The organism is Saliterribacillus persicus (genome assembly GCF_003337485.1).
In the GTDB taxonomy this organism is placed as follows: Bacteria; Bacillota; Bacilli; order Bacillales; family Amphibacillaceae; genus Saliterribacillus; species Saliterribacillus persicus.
Window position 1 is genome coordinate 87,336 of sequence record NZ_QPJJ01000010.1, and the last position, 16,301, is coordinate 103,636.

General features: G+C 37.7%; 10 protein-coding genes and 1 riboswitch. Of the genes, 2 read left to right on the forward strand and 8 right to left on the reverse strand.

Annotation, left to right across the window (positions count from 1 at the left end):
- Nucleotides 1-2 precede the first annotated feature (2 nt).
- Both DFR57_RS12390 and sat read right to left on the reverse strand, forming a co-directional pair.
- Entirely contained in the window at nt 3-1,781 is a 1,779-nt protein-coding gene (locus DFR57_RS12390; protein ID WP_114353528.1) for an SLC13 family permease, read from the reverse strand.
- Nucleotides 1,782-1,797: 16 nt separating this feature from the next.
- A complete protein-coding gene (sat, locus tag DFR57_RS12395; RefSeq protein WP_114353529.1) occupies nt 1,798-2,961 on the reverse strand; it encodes a sulfate adenylyltransferase in 1,164 nt (387 codons plus the stop codon).
- Nucleotides 2,962-3,143: 182 nt separating this feature from the next.
- Nucleotides 3,144-3,255, reverse strand: a riboswitch (SAM riboswitch).
- A gap of 248 nt (nt 3,256-3,503) precedes the next feature.
- On the opposite strand from sat, the gene DFR57_RS12400 reads away from it, so the two are divergent.
- Nucleotides 3,504-4,181: a DUF421 domain-containing protein gene (locus DFR57_RS12400; protein ID WP_114353530.1), complete on the forward strand. Its 678-nt coding sequence runs from the start codon at nt 3,504-3,506 to the stop codon at nt 4,179-4,181.
- Nucleotides 4,182-4,242: 61 nt separating this feature from the next.
- Here the strand turns inward: DFR57_RS12400 and DFR57_RS12405 are convergent, their stop codons facing one another.
- The 6 genes from DFR57_RS12405 to DFR57_RS12430 all read right to left on the reverse strand — a co-directional run bounded on the left by DFR57_RS12405 (nt 4,243) and on the right by DFR57_RS12430 (nt 15,175).
- Nucleotides 4,243-4,953 (reverse strand): DUF459 domain-containing protein, encoded by a 711-nt coding sequence (locus tag DFR57_RS12405; RefSeq protein WP_114353531.1) that lies wholly within the window; start codon nt 4,951-4,953, stop codon nt 4,243-4,245.
- Between the two features lie 227 nt (nt 4,954-5,180).
- Nucleotides 5,181-5,933 (reverse strand): CPBP family intramembrane glutamic endopeptidase, encoded by a 753-nt coding sequence (locus tag DFR57_RS12410; protein WP_114353532.1) that lies wholly within the window; start codon nt 5,931-5,933, stop codon nt 5,181-5,183.
- Nucleotides 5,934-6,110: 177 nt separating this feature from the next.
- Nucleotides 6,111-6,566 carry a CBS domain-containing protein gene (locus tag DFR57_RS12415; protein WP_114353533.1) on the reverse strand — a complete coding sequence of 152 codons (456 nt, stop codon included), beginning with the start codon at nt 6,564-6,566 and terminating at the stop codon, nt 6,111-6,113.
- Between the two features lie 104 nt (nt 6,567-6,670).
- The gene (locus DFR57_RS12420) at nt 6,671-9,475 is read right to left on the reverse strand and encodes a glycoside hydrolase family 2 protein (protein ID WP_114353534.1); all 2,805 of its coding nucleotides are present in this window, start codon (nt 9,473-9,475) and stop codon (nt 6,671-6,673) included.
- 14 nt (nt 9,476-9,489) lie between these two features.
- Nucleotides 9,490-11,835 carry a beta-galactosidase gene (locus DFR57_RS12425; protein WP_114353535.1) on the reverse strand — a complete coding sequence of 782 codons (2,346 nt, stop codon included), beginning with the start codon at nt 11,833-11,835 and terminating at the stop codon, nt 9,490-9,492.
- Entirely contained in the window at nt 11,822-15,175 is a 3,354-nt protein-coding gene (locus DFR57_RS12430; protein ID WP_114353536.1) for a DUF5107 domain-containing protein, read from the reverse strand. Before DFR57_RS12430 ends, DFR57_RS12425 begins: the two co-directional genes overlap by 14 nt.
- Before the next feature lie 313 nt (nt 15,176-15,488).
- Here DFR57_RS12430 and DFR57_RS12435 point away from each other — a divergent pair, with 313 nt between their 5' ends.
- Nucleotides 15,489-16,262 (forward strand): AraC family transcriptional regulator, encoded by a 774-nt coding sequence (locus DFR57_RS12435; RefSeq protein WP_281270495.1) that lies wholly within the window; start codon nt 15,489-15,491, stop codon nt 16,260-16,262.
- Nucleotides 16,263-16,301 lie beyond the last annotated feature (39 nt).

The window sequence follows — 16,301 nt, forward strand, 5'->3', positions numbered from 1 at the left end:
TCCTAAAACCATTGATAATAGACAATTCCTACCGTTACACACATCACAATTAACGTGAGAGGCGTTCCGACTTTTACGTAATCTTTAAATTTATAACCACCTGGACCATATACAATTAAATTTGTTTGGTAGCCGATTGGTGTGATAAAGCTTGCCGATGCAGCTATCGCTACAATCACGGCAAATCCCATTGGATCAAGCTGTAAATTTTCAGCAATCTCAAGTCCTATCGGAAGCATCAAGACTGCTGCTGCGCTATTTGTAATTAGTTCTGTAAAGATATTCGTCAACAGGTAAATTAATGCTAGAATCGCGATCAATCCTAATGGTTGCCCAATTGATAGTAATCCATTTGCTGCCCACTGGGCGAGGCCCGTCTTCGTCATCGCAACCCCGACACCAAAGGAGCTAGCAATTAAGAGAATCACATGAAATTGCACATAATTTTTTGCTTCTTCTGCTGAGATCGACCTGGTTACGAGTAAAATCAATACGGCAAGTGTCATTGCTTTGAACATCGTAAGCCATCCCAATGTTACAGTCGCAATCATAACTACTAATACAAGGATAGAAAACCATCCGACAACTGGGCTTTCCTGAAGCGTTTTTGGTGTTTTTAATGTAGACACAACATAAAAGTCCGTTGATCGTTGATATTTCTCTACAAAACCATCTCCTGCTAATAACAGCAGCGTATCTCCCGGTCTCAAAATGATGTCTCCAACCTTACTGTTGATTCGCTCATTATTGCGATGTACAGCGATAACACCTGCATCAAATCTTGAGCGAAATTTTGCCTCCTTTATCGATTTGGATAAAAGGGAGGATTGATGTGAAATAACTGCCTCCACAAGCTGCGTGTTTCCATTCTTTAAATCATTTAGTTCTAAATGGCTTCCAGTTCTTAATGAAAGACCCTTCATTTTTTGCAAATCTGCCATGGTAGAAATGAGCCCTGCAAAAATTAATCGATCCCCTTTTTTAATAACAGTCGATGAGCTTACCGAAGAAATACGCTCATTTTTTCGAATGATTTCTATTAAATAAAGGCTGTTTAGGTTCCTTAAACCCGCTTCTTGTATCGTCTTATTCGCATACGGGAAACTATCTTCTACCATCATTTCTGCAATATACTTTCTCGAATCTTCCTTAATCTGTTGGCTAAATCCCTTATGATTTGGTAACAGTAAGAAACCAATGGTGAATAAATAGATCAAGCCAACTATCGTGATCGGTATACCAACAATCGCTAGCTGAAAAAGATTAAAACCTTCAAACCCGTAATCAAGCAGCATACCATGTACCACTAGATTAGTAGATGTTCCAATTAAGGTAATCGTTCCACCTAAAATCGTGACATACGATAATGGAATCAACACTTTCGAAGGAGCGATATTTCTCTTTTCACACCATTTTTTTAGAAGCGGCGTAAAGGCGACCACAATTGGCGTATTGTTTAAAAACCCTGACAGGATTGGTAATGGTAAAAAGATTCGCATCATCGAACCCTTCAAGCTTGTTCCATTGTCTAGCCATTTCACCATTAATTGATCAATCACACCGCTCTTTTGAATTGGGCCAACGACGATAAATAATAGCGCAATCGTCAGCATCCCAGTGTTAGAGAACCCTCTCAGAGCTTCCTCGGTCGTTAAAATACCTGATAATAAGAAAATGACTAATGTTGCAAACACAATCAAATCAGGTCGTGCTAATTCAAAAAGTAACCCTGTAATCATTAGTAGTATCACAGCTAAGACAAATATCATTTCAAGGGACATCTCGGACATTCCTCATTTATTCTACGGGCACTGCCTCCTGCAAGCCTTTAATTAAAACTTCTGCTACTTCTGGTCGAGAGAATTGTTTTGGAGGCTTCTCTCCATTTCGCAGTAATTCACGTACTTTGGTGCCACTCAAGTGAACATGGTTCTCCTTTTCATGTGGGCAAGTTTTAGCGGTGCCCATATTCTCACACTTTGTGCAATAGAAGGCATGCTCAAATTTAAATATCTGTATGCCTAGCTCATCTTCAAATTGTGAAATAAAGTCCTGTGCTTCATATGTTCCGTAATAATCACCAACACCCGCATGATCGCGGCCGACAATGAAATGGGTACACCCGTAATTTTTTCTAACGATCGCGTGCAGTACCGCTTCCTTTGGACCTGCATAACGCATCGCAGCAGGATAAATCACTAAGCTCGTTCTCTCCTTTGGATAATAGTGCTTCAAAATCACCTGATAGCTTTCCATTCGAACCTCAGGGGATATATCATCCGATTTCGTCTCACCAACTAATGGATTTAACAAAAGCCCATCTACAACCTCTAATGCCGATTTTTGAATGTACTCATGTGCTCTGTGAACAGGATTTCTTGTTTGGAATCCAACAATTGTTTTCCATCCTAATTCTTTAAATAACTGTCTTGTTTCAATTGGGTCTTTATAAAAGGCCTCAAATCCTGGATGTGTTGGACGATTTAATAGAGTAATAGATCCAGCTAAATATACATCGCCTCTGGCATATAATTTTTTTACACCCGCATGATTTTCATCCGTTGTTCCGTAGATCTTTTCCGCTTCTAACTGTTTATCATAAGAATATTTTTCATCTAATTCGAGCGTGCCATAAATGACATCATCTTCACCCTTTAGAGCAATTTCATCCCCTATTTCAAATTTTTCTGTCTCCTGTTCTGATGCAGATAACGTAATGGGAATACTCCAAATCGTGCCATCCTCTAAACGTGCATTGTGCAGTACACTCTCATAATCTTTTTTTCCAATAAAGCCAATTAAGGGACTGAAACCGCCAATTCCAATTAACTCTAAATCTGAGAGCGCCCAATCTGAAAGGGTTAAAGTAGGAAGTAACTTCGCCTTTTGCAAGGCTTCCTCTCGTTCTGTTCCTTTTAGTTCTCTGTTTATAAGTTCTCCACCATGTGCTTGAATTGTCATTTTCCTACCTCCTAGGTTTATTGTATTTCTTATCTGATTTTTCCGATTTTTCAAATAACTTATGGTCTGCCTAAGCTACTTTCCTCCTTGTTGCATTGTATTCATTTTTTTTGTTCTTATTTTTGGCCATAATAAAAGGACCCTCTTCGACAAGAAGAAGGTCCCTAAATTTCAAAACAATCTTCTTATCTCTTAAGCAAAATTAATTGCCTATTGGAATTAGCACCGTTCCTCTAATTAGGATGGTTGCTGAGACATCACAGGGCCAAATCCCTCCGTCTCTCTTGATAAGAAATCTATTAAATTTTCATATAAATTAACATAAGCTAAGCTGTTTTTTCCTATTCTATTCCATTAAATGGCTATTGTCAATCTTAATTTTTACTTTTTTTGGGAAGGTGGTGCCTGTCACCCGTCGAATTTTGTCAACCGCCATCCAATCCTAAAGACGTTACTTCTTTCTCATACTATGCAGAAGCAAGGTTTTGGATACCAAATTCAAGGGAATTTATTTTATAAATATTTTTGAGGGGAAATTAAAAATGGATACAACAATAACGATGAAAATTATTATAGGATTTATTGCTTTAATTATTGTGTTACGAATTATGGGAAAGAAAGAATTAACACAAATCACACCAGTTGATTTTGTATATTTATTAGTATTGGGTGGACTGATGGAAAATGCAGTTTATGATAAGACAATCAGTGTTTTTGAAGTATTATATTCCCTAGCCTTATGGTCGTTACTCATTTTCACTTTAGAAATTCTTGTCCGTAATTTTGAAGGATTACGTCCGATTGTAAAAGGAGAACCTGAAATAATTATCAATGATGGTGTATTGAATGTTAAAAATTTAAAGAAAAATAAATTAGAATCAGAACAGCTCAGGTCTATGCTAAGGCTACAAGGAATTTTTTCGATCAAGGAAGTAAAGTACGCGATTTTAGAGCCAAGTGGGGATTTAAGTGTGATGGAAAAAGAAACCGCATCACCTGTAACTGCAAACATGATGGGCATAGAGCCTAAGAAAACCTCGCTCTCTCACCTAGTGGTAGATGAAGGTGAAGTAGAGAATATCGTACTAAAATCAATAGATAAAGATGAAGCATGGCTGAAAGAAAAATTAAAAGAGGCGGGTTACGAGGATATTTCCAACATCTATTACGCCGAATGGTCAGAGGCAAACGGATTAATTGTAAATAGCTACAACAACTAATCACACAGCACACAAAAAAAGTCAGGAGCAATCCACCAAAAGGGATCACTTCCTGACTTTTTTAAAAATCATATTCCTTAACAATTTTCCGTGCGATTAATTGATAGCCTTTTTTGTTTGGATGCAGAGCGTCACTAAAATATTCCGTCGACTTCTCTTTAAAAATATCATTCGTTGCTATAAACTTTGTCCGCTCATAATCATCCACTATTTTCTTACTTTCCGCGTTCCAATCCTCCATTATTTCATCAATTTTCTTGGAATCAGGATACGGATTATATAGCCCCAACAGCAAAATTGGCGCCTCAGAATTTGCGTTTCTAAGCTTCTCTAAAATCGCTTCCAAATTTTCTGAGTAGCTCTCTTGCCCCTGATCTATTTTATCTTCATTGATCTCATACAAATCTCCACCATTACTATCAATCAAATCATTCGTGCCGATAAATAGTAAAATATAATCAGCATCCGCCACATCCTGCTTCAATTCAGGTTGCTTCATTTGATCTAATAACCCATCCGTCCGCTGATTTGGAATTCCATAATTATCAACCTGCACAAAAGCATTCTTTTTCTGTTCTAAGTATCGCTCTAAATCATCGACATATCCATTACCAAATTTCTCGCCAACACCATGCGTGAGCGAATCCCCTAAAGCAACCATTTTTTCATGATCAGAAAATACCGCATAGTTCGTTTGTTGCCATTTAAATATGCCAAATCCAATCAAAATAACCGATAGGAAGAGGATGAAATATATTGTTTTTCTTCGCAAGAGTTGTCCCTCCCAATAACCTCATCTTTCCCCGATTACGAAAAACCAAAACCTTTTATTGGAAAAAGAAATCAGCAAGACCCATGCTTAAGTTTCCTAGAGAAATAAAGAATTATTCTCTTAAAGCTGTCTCTTAGTTTGACTCAGCTATACGAAAAATAAACGCCACAAAGTTTTATACTTCGTAGCATCGTAGCTGAATCATAGAGAAAACTGGAAACAAAATGTTAATACACATCCAAAATTAATAAAACAATTGGCAAGGAACTAAATGCAATATTCACGATAAAATGGCAGATGATTAAAGGAAATAATCGCTGTTGTTTATGATAAATGATTCCACTCCCAATCCCCCAGCCTAAAAATGCTACTGCATACACAATGGCTCCTTCTAAACTTGCTGCAAGTAGTACATGCTGCAGCGCAAAACCAACTGATGGTATAAGAATCGCTAGCCATACTTTTTGAAATTTTTCGATAAATTTCGGTTGCGCATATCCTCGAAACATCAACTCTTCAATCGGAGCATTTAAAAATGGAAAAATAAACGAAATAAATGCCGCAATCCACATCAACCATATAGGTCTTTCAAACGAATAACTCCCAGCATCCCCTGCAAATACCGCTTCAAAATGATTAATAAAATCTGCGCCATATAACAGAAACATTGTGCCCGTAACTAAGCTTACAAACGGAATATATAATACAAATAACCATAGGAATCCATACATGACATCTTTTAGTACGCGATCTTTCTGAAATCCAACTAACTCCTTGATGGAGCGCCCTTCTTTTTTTAAAACATGAAATAATAGATAAAAACAAATGACATTAACCACAGTAAAGTAAATCGTCGATAATTCGGGAAGAAAAGGAAAATTAAAATCCAATCCACCTATTTGAAACAGTAAGAAAAGAACCATCAACATCATAAACAACAAAGGAATGCGAATAAACGAAATCATCCAAGCGTTATACAAGGCAGTAGCACCTTCTTCCTACTATTTTCCATCTTGATTATAGTTTATTCTAATTGTATGAAAAGCACCATTCCTTATTTCGAAAAACTTTTCCCATCCCTAAAATAAAATAATAAAAACTGCACTCCCATTGGTTCTACCAATAGAAGTACAGTCGAAAAGCTTTACTATTAATGTTTAAGGTTGCAGATCATCATAAGTTTGTTGTCCTTCTTTTAACGAAATATCGGACAACGCCTCTTCCGCTTCATCCGCATACGCTTCATTTGTTGCAATATCACCGAGCGCAACCATACCAACTAGCTTACCATTTTCTACAACTGGCAACCGTCTAATCTGATTTTGCGCCATGATAGTAGCCGCTTCATGCACATCCATCGTTGATTCACAGGAAACGATAGAAGACGACATACACTCTGAACAAGAAGTGTGCGTATCCCCGCCATGAGCAGTCGAACGAAGTGTGATATCTCGGTCTGTAATGATACCGACTAATTCACCATTTTGCACAACAGGTAGCGATCCTAAATTGTGCTCTGCCATTAAAGTAGCCGCTTCTTGAATCGATTGATTCGGTGCAACCGAAATTACATCGCTAGACATGACTTGGCCTAAATTTTGATCATGATTCATTTTTCATTCCTCCTTTTCATTCTATTTTGAGCATTTACTCGAAAAATATGATGTTTAATTTCTATTTGCCATTAAAAACGCTTTTCCGCTTAGCACACGTTTCTTCAATTTCCTTGTAGCTTAAATATCCCAAGAAGTTCACCAACCGTAACATCAGCTTCTGGGTTGAAGTCATCAGACATTAAATAATGAATGCTTTCATGCAAAAAGACCTCTGCTTCTGGCCGTTTCAAGCTATTTAGAAGCTGAAAGCTTGTCATGTAAAGCTTTCCTGCTCCAATTTTCATTTCAAATGAATAGGCTAAATGCTTTCCACGATTATGGTTATCGACTACTTCCACAATGGGTTTTACCTGTGGAACATTTTCTAGATTGATGGCTACTGCTTGATCTACTAAATGGAACCAATTCCAATTGGACCTGCCGTCATGCGAGAAATTACTTAGCGATGGATGGTCGTGTATGATCATCCCCATCGTGGTACCAATCTGCGTGGGAAACCAAATATAATTCCAGAAAATCGGCAAAAACCTCGTTTTCACTTCATCATACTGATTTCCTTCTTCCGCAATGATCCAACCCTTCCCACCATCAAGTACAAATTGCAAAAGCTCGGTTGATAAATGATCGGATATGGCTAGATCTATGTCCTTTTCTTCTTTATAGCTAAAGCCTTCAAACCCTATTTTCCCAGTATACTTCGCTCCGTAAAGGGAGATGTCTAACTGACTAATGTCTGTCCAAATTCTATTTGCCTCTTTATGAAGCACAGGCCTTAGATAGCTCCAAAATTCCCATTCATTCTTATAGCTTTTATTCTCCGCTTCAAGGCTTACAGATAGTGTAAGTGACTGGCTCTGATTTGAAGGTGTTTTCACTTCTATTATCCCTAGAGCAGTAACTTCCCCTCGCTCTGCTTTTGGCACAGGAATAGTACCAGTCTCGATAATTTTGCCATCAGCTTTTAAATTCCACGTTAGTTCATGATTTTGAAAGGTTTGATTACTATAATTCGATAGATCAACCTGGCAGCGAAGTTTTTCTCCTGCATACATTGTTCGCTCTTGGCATCGCATTAACAAAACAACGTCATCATTAAACGCTCGAAACTTTTCAGGTGTAATCGTGCCTTTACTATCCCAAAAAACATCTAATACGCCAGTCGTTGCATGACCTTGGCCCGGAAAGTCACGGATATCTAATAGCTGAACTCCTGAAAGGTTTGAGGTTCTCCTTGCCCTTTCCATATTCTCCTTATAAGCTCTTCTTTGAAGGGTTCCAGAAGCTTCAATATACTCATCCACTCTTTCCATATGCCCTTTCTTCTTCAACGTTGCTTTCGTTGTTTCCAACCAGTGCGGACGCAGAACACCGGTATACTTCTCTTCTTCCTGCGGCCTGACGTACATGGTGAACTGTCCATGTTCATGCGCAATTAGTGGTTTGTCTGCTTGGGTTGTAACGATATTATAATCCTCATACGTATTCGGTGTACCAGAATAATTAAGCGTAATCGGATGATGTGCATTCAACGTTGGTACAAAAAAGTCACCCTCCCGGTCATGTGCTGGTAAATTACCGAACCCTGTGTTGTCAGTATATAATCTCGTGGAATCCAGTGTTTTCAAGGTTCTGACCATTTCATTTAAAGCCGGATGACCCTGGGGGCTAATTAGTTCATTGCCCGGTGAAAATAATACAAATGAGGGATGTTCATTAAGCGTATCAATGACACGATATAATTCTCGTAAAAGAAATGCATGTGCCTTTTGCTCCGGCTCCACCTGTCTATTTACAAAATGGCTAGACCAATGAGGAAGCTCTGTTTGGATCAACATTCCTTCTTCATCAGCCGCTTCCCAGAAAGGTTTAGGTGGAGTCCAACCGTGTAATCTCACATGATTAAACCCATATTCCTTCACTGTTTTAAACTGCTTCAGATAATCTTCCTTATCCCAGCTTGGATAACCTGTTTGCGGAAATACACAACAATCCACATACCCTCTTAAAAATTTTGGCACATCATTTAACAAAATGTGTCTCTGATGCGCTTTAATCGATCTAATTCCTAACGTTTTTGTTTGCTGATCAATTATATTTTGTTCATCCATGACAGAGACTCGTATGTGATAGAGATAAGGATTAAGGTCATCCCAATAAATAACTCCATCCCAAAAATCAATCCTCGTATCAAGTCGACCATCCTTTGCCTCGATTGGGACTACCATTTTTTGCACAAGCTCGTCCTCTTCTGAAAACACTTCAAAAAGCAAAGAACTATTGGAGCCTAGTTCACCCACCTCTGCTATTTTTATGGATAAATCTATCTTTTCCTGCTCAAGCTTAGGATAAAGCTTATATTCTTGAATATGTGTCTTCGGATGTGTTTCTAAATAGAGCCCACCAGTAATTCCACCCCAATTTGTAGCGGTGTGATAGGAATGAATATGACTGTCTAGAAGTGAATATTTCATTTCATTATTCACACAGATAACGATTTTATTCTTTACACCAATTTGAATAAAATCGGTAAGATCGAAAACATGATCACTTACTAGACTCTCCCCTTCTCCTACATACTCATCATTCACCCATACTCCAGTCGACCAGCGAACACCAGAAATCACCATTTTAACTACCTGATTTTCCATTTCTTCTGTCATAAAAATATCCTTGTGATACCACGCTGTTCCTACATATTCCTTTAATTTCTTCCACGCACCTATTGGATTGTGTTTGGAAGGCTCCCCAAAACCCTGCTCCTCCCATGATCCAGGTATCTGAATCAATGTAGTTGATTGAGATTTCCCAATGTCCCTCGCAGCATATTCTCCCTCGTGATCTAGCGTAAAGTTCCATTCTCCATTAAGAGAGTATTTCTTCCTCGAAACATTTTTTAATTTAACCATGCTTACATCTCCTCCTACTTCGGATTATGAGCCACTTTTATTTTCACATCATAGATAGCTGTTGCCTGTATAGATTTTATTGTTGCAATTTCTTTACCTACAACTTCCGTTCTTGCTGCCATTGGCGAATCACTTTTAACAAAGCTATTCTCCTTCACTGGGGAAATATAGAGATACATTCCTTTTTCCAGCAACGCTTGTTTATGCTGCTGAAGGCCAATTTCCCACGGTCTACCATTACAAAAGTTATCATGAATAAGCTCTCCATCAATAAAGGCGTAGCCAATATCACCGACATAGTCAATGTTAAGCAGTAATTCTTTTATCCCTTCAAAATGTTCGGGTGAAAAGTGAATCACTGCTTTATTCGACTTCACTTTCTTCACCTCTATTTTAGGATGACTGTACTGGGTTATTTTTTTATATTCTTTAAATAGTCCATTCTTTTCTGAAAAAATTTCTTCACCATCCATCAATATGCTGTCACCAAGGCCTGGGAAAGCCTTCAATTCGAGTCTCTCTTTACCTGTTGCTTCTACACGTATTTTTTCATCATCCACGAGCAACGTATCCTTTGAAAGGATAACCTGTTCTCTACCTTTAAAAGAAAACTTCCAAAAATGTAAGCTATCTTCATGTGTAAGTGTACAAACATGTAGTTTCTTACCCGTTTTCAGTAAAATAGTGGCTATACTATTAGCTTGATCACTGACTTGAATAAATGTATTTTCTTTTGTTATCATCTGTCCATTGTCAATCGTTACCGTTTGAATATCCTCATTTTCAAAACAATACTCCCCCTTCATCCCTTTGGGGGTAAAAAAGAAATAGTACGGCTCGTTTTCGTATTCCAAACTAGTTATTAGTTGTGTAGTAGCATATTTAAGCTTTAATCCCCGCATGTTTAAGTTATACGGCAGGATACAGTTCTCATCTTTAGCCAATGTCAATTTACTATCTCCTGGGATTTGTAGTGTCTCTGATTTAAGATTTACACTTATAGTAAAGTCTTTCTGATCCCTGGTTTTCACGTGATCTTGATAATTATTAATGAAAATAAAACCAGAATCCTTATATGCACGTACTGCAAACCTTAATGTATCAATATCACTAGGCTCAATATCAGATGCACCTTCTGGCAGGATTGTTTTGGTTTGACATAGCATTTCTTCCATTTCTTTGTAAAAATAATGTTGCCGTTTTAATCTTTTATAGGATTCTCTTATTTGTCCAAATTCTCCAATTGGAGCCTGATAATCGTAGGATATTTTGGGAGTAGCATTTTCATTCAAAAAAGGAGTCTTCTTTCCTTTTGGATTCGACCCACCATGAAACACGTAGTAGCCTATAAAATTACACCCTCCAGCCACCTTTATTCCTGCCATTGCGTCAACACTTTCATAAGGGAGCTTAAATCTGTATTGATAGAAAACAGTCATCCCTCCTCCCATTTCGCAGCATGCGTATGGTAGACTTTCAGGAGGATAAGCTGGATCAAATCCATCATTTTCAGTATGGTTATTATGGTAATCTCTAAAAATAAATTCAGGTGTGGCAGGGTGCTCCTTCACATCTCCGTAAAAAATCCATGGCCAAAAGGCGTAGCCTCCCCATAACGGGAGCACCTCTTCTTCAGGAGCAGATGCACCACCCCAACCCGTACTTGTATAAAGCGGGGTTTCTATTCCCGATTGTATAACGAGTTCCTTTAGCTTCTTAATATGAGCGTCTCCATCTCTACCAGCAGGTAGCCATTCATTCGATGTTCCTGTTGTCATTTCCCACGGCGCACCAGCATGCTCATACTCATTCTCAATTTGTGTGCCAATAATCGGACCACCTTCTTTAAAGCGCAATCCATATATCTGTCTACCAATTTCATCGAAAAATCGTTTTACATATACTAAATAAGCTTCATCATTAGAACGAATGTCGAATGGCCTTCCAAAAAGCCATTCTGGCATCCCTCCATTTCTGGCCTCACCGTGAGCAAAAGGTCCAATCCTCAAAATCACTTGCACCTCGTGCTTTTTACAAAGCTTTAAAAATGCGCGGAGATCCTTATTTTTTTCCCACTCAAAAATTCCTTGTTCCTCTTCATGATGGTTCCAAAATACATAAGTAGGAATAATATCGATACCACCCATTTTCATCTTTATGATTTCATCTTCCCATTTTTCACAATGATATCTACTGTAATGAAACTCCCCGCTTATACCAAAATAAGGGCGACCATTCTTCTCGATATAATAATTTGTAAAACGATAACTTTCTCCAGATGTGTTGGAACCACCGAAGTTTGTTTCTAACGGATAAATGTTTTTAAGCGGATGTTTAACATCGATACTATATATCCCCATGTGACAATCCTTTCTGTGCTAGTGATTGATGCATCATTGCTCCCTGATGATTTGGATCAAGGTCTAGAACCTCGGAAAGTTCCTGTAATGCTGATTCCAAATGATTCAAACCGATTAATCCAAGAGCTTTCATATATAAGCAATGTATTTTATTTCTTTTGTTAAGATCATCTTCAAACACTAAAAAGTCTGGTAAAGATACGGCAAAATAATCAATCGTCACCTCATCTGTTATGTGTTTTTCTGCATAATCAATTAAGACACGAAATCTTCGTTTAGCTTCTATATCATTATTCAACTTAAGGCACGCTAGCCCTTGATAAAAAATCATATCTGGCGGTTGATCATTATAGTACATCGCACTATTAGGCTCCTCGAGTCCAATGGACGCTACTCTAAAGTATTCGATTGCCTTTTCGACATTTCCCAAGCCTTCATAAGCACACCCGAGATAGTAATATATATTGTTCTCCTGCGCCCCCGCTAGCTTTCCTTCACCCAAATTATGTGGATAAACTCTCGCCTTGTTAAATGATTTGATTGCCTTTTCATATTTTTTTTCGTGCAAATATTTCTTGCCTAATTCTACGTGTGCAAAAACATATTGCCCTGTAACCTTTCCTTCCCCGCCTTCCCATGGATGGAAGATATGGTTATCTAATAGTTCAATTGATTTTTGAACATGCCCCGTCGTATTTAATAGAGAAACATACTCTAAAAATAAATCATCTCTTTCTTCGATTAAATTCAGATAGGATTCCATTACACTCAATCGTTTTTTAGGGGAATAACCTAGCTTTTTGTACAATTGATCTAATTCAAACAACACACGCGCATCCAGCTTGTCACAACGGAACGCAGTTTCAAGTGAGTATAGTGCTTTGCCCGCGTCATGAAAAACATTATAATAAAGAAGTGCTAAGTTTCGGTGAACGGTTGCAAAGTCCGGATTAATCTCTCTGGATCTTTCCCAAAACATGAGTGCATCGTGCGACCTTTTCTTATCGAACAATAAATTCCCTAAATAATAAAGTGCTTTATCGTCTTGGGGATTTGTAAGTATAGCGAATTCTAACACGACCAATTCAAATAATGTATTTGGAAAACAATAATCAGAACAAGCATTTTTAGCCTTCTCTAGATGCAACGTTACCTTAGTAGATTCACCTATATTTTTATAGAGGAAGGCCAGCATATAATGGACCATAGGATAAGTCTCTTCCTTGTCTTCTGATAAAATCCTTTCTAAAACATGAATTGCTTCGGCTATCAGTCCACTTTCTGCATAACTCGTTGCTAGATGTAAGTAATTTTGACTATCATCCCGCATCAGCCTTTTTAATTCCTTTAATACCTTAGTCGCCTTTTCTAGTTCACCTTCTTCTTTATAAACAAGGTATAGCTCATTGTAAGCACCGAAATCAGCTATATCTAAGCGAAGGCTTTCTTGGGCATAGATTTCCGCGCTATTTAGATGGTTGTTTATTCGTAATAGTGCTGTTTTAAGATTACGTGCGTTATAATTTCTAGTATTTCGACTTAATGATTTTTCGATAAGCTCTAATGCTTCTTGATATTTTTTATCCTCACAAGCAATTTGAGCAAGGGCGAAATAACCTTTGTCTTGACAATTTGCAGACCAAATTGATTTATACAAGTGAGCAAAAGCATCCTGACTTTTCCCTTGAAGCTTTAAAGCTAATCCTAGTTGATAAAAGGCTTCTGAATCTTCTGGATTTGGATTTCTCCATGTTAAGGAATCGATCGCTTTCCTAAAATATTTTTCACTTTCCTTGAATAGTCCTCTTCGCAGTAATAATCTACCATAGGCAACATTTATTCGGATATCCTTTGGGTTACGATGCAGCCCTTCCTTGTAATAACCTTCCGCTTCGAAGGTCGCATGTCGATATTGCTCTAAATGAATACCAGCAAGATATAATTCCTCTGTAGTTGTTAATTCCTCCGACTCTGGCATTGGTTCTAAAGGATCCGGAAGTTTATCCTCCACTATCCTCTCAGGTTGATAAGCAACTAAAATAGTACCTTCTTTATCCCTCACAACTAACCTTAAGTTCTCCGCTTTTTCTTCTGGATTCAGCTTTAAGTTGATATGATAAGTATCTGTTGGAGATAGCGATCTCGTTTCACTAAGATATAATGTATCTTTTCCCTTTAGTTCGATTGTTGCTTCATCTATTTCTGATGTAGCATAAACAAATACATCTGCATTTTCTAGTGCTTCATCCACCTCTAAATTGACAGCAGCATGAATGGAAGCATTTTTCACAGCTCCAATATTCTTATACGGCATAAAATATTGCTTAAAAGATTTTTCTTCATAGGGTTGTAACCAAGAAAAATCGGGCTGATTATCCGTGTATACCCCTGTCATTAGTTCAACATAAGGCCCATCCTCATCTGTTAAATTCCGGTCCCAAGCTTCTCCAAATTCCCCGTTCCCCCATGTCCATTGTTTCTTTCCTGGTGAGATATGGTGATTGGCAACATGTAATAATCCTGCTTTTTGCTTATGATCATAAGCCCCCACAAAATTATAGTTCGATGTATCAGCCATATAAGACGTTGGAACAGGAATGTTTTTATAGCGTGATATATCGACGCCAGCCGAATAATCCATTTTATAATAGATGCCAGTTGCTACCGGAAAGCTTGATACATCTCGTTTTCCATGATCAAAAACAGCATGTACGTCTGGTGGGAAAATAGACTGAGTATGATCATTTACAGCTACCGCCGGATTTGCCCACCAAAGAAAGGTTTGCGCTTGGGCGGTTCGATTATAAAGTTGTGCTGACACCTCTAAATATGCTTTTCCTGGATATAAGCTAAATCCTGTCGTTACCTTAGTACCGTACATTCGATCTATCTCGCTCACCCAGACTGTCGCACTTTTATCATCATTTTCAGTAATTTTATATTCAACAGGTCCAAAGGTATTTGGACGATGATGCTGTGGCCAGTTAAATTCAATTCCGCCCGAGATCCACGGGCCGGCAAGTCCAACAAGTGCCGGCTTTATTACCCGATTATAATAGACAAAATCATAATCATTGGTTTTATCTAATGCTCGATAAATTCTCCCACCAATTTCCGGTAATACTTCAATACGAATATACTCATTTTCAAGAATGACGAGCTGATACGTTTTTAGATACTTCTTATCGTAAATTTTATCAATGACAGGATATGGATATACCTTTCCTGAACTACCTTGATAGACTCTTTTTTCAAGAAACATCGGATTTTTATTTGGCTCTCCTACACCATAGGTTTCTATATCCCGTTTCTCTTCCCACACCTTTACAGCATGCTCCATCCTTTCACCCCTCGCGCTTATTTATGATATATTCCTAATTGTATCTTTAAAACGCTTTCAAACAATAAATTAAATCCTGTTTATGATGGACTATTTTCGGATTATTATCTATAGTGTAAGAAATACTTGCTTATCTCAATTTTCTATATCACAAATACACGCCTAGACAAACATTGTCGAAACTTAGAAAGGATGGAGTACAATCGTTAAAAAAGAGGATGGATTTAAATCGGAGAAACTATTTGTCCTGCCTGATTATATTGAAAAAGATATTTCTAAGCACCCATTAATCAGCAACTTTTTCGTCACCGATATTGGCTATTTTCCTGAAGCAAAATATCATTACCGAGAACGTCCTGAAGGTTGTGATACGGCTATCATTATCTATTGCGCAAATGGAGAGGGCTGGGTGGAGCTAAATCATCAAGATAGATTTTTATTAAACAAACATACACTTTTTGTTATTCCACCCGGCACACCACATCGTTATGGTGCAGATGAAGTGAATCCCTGGAGTATTTATTGGTTTCATGTAAAAGGGGAAGAGGTTTTATCCTTTATTACTAGTTTTCATCTGAGCGAAGGACCCTTACAGATTCCGTTAGACAGTTTTCTAGAATTTACCGACTTATTTGAACATTGCTATGTGTTACTGTCGAATAAGACGTACTCCACCCTTTATCATATAAAGGTGGCACAAACCACGAGGTATTTACTTAGTTCCCTTGGATTATCGAGTATCCGTACAAAGGAAGAAGAAAGAAAAGAGCTTTATTTAGAAAAAACGATCCACTATATGCATCATAATTTATCGAAAAGTCCCACGCTTTTGGAACTTGCTAACGTGGCTGGATTATCTGTACAACATTTTAATTATTTATTTAAACAAGAAATTGGCTATCCACCCATTGATTATTTTTTACGTATAAAAATGCAGCGAGCTGGACAATTACTTGATCTAACGGACCAAACAATAAAAGAAATATCCCACGGACTTGGGATAAATGATCCCTATTATTTTTCAAGACTATTCAAAAAGGTGAATGGTAGTTCTCCTACAGAATATCGAAATAGAAAGAAAGGATAGCCTCTTCATTCAATAATAAAAAAGACTTTATTCTTATTT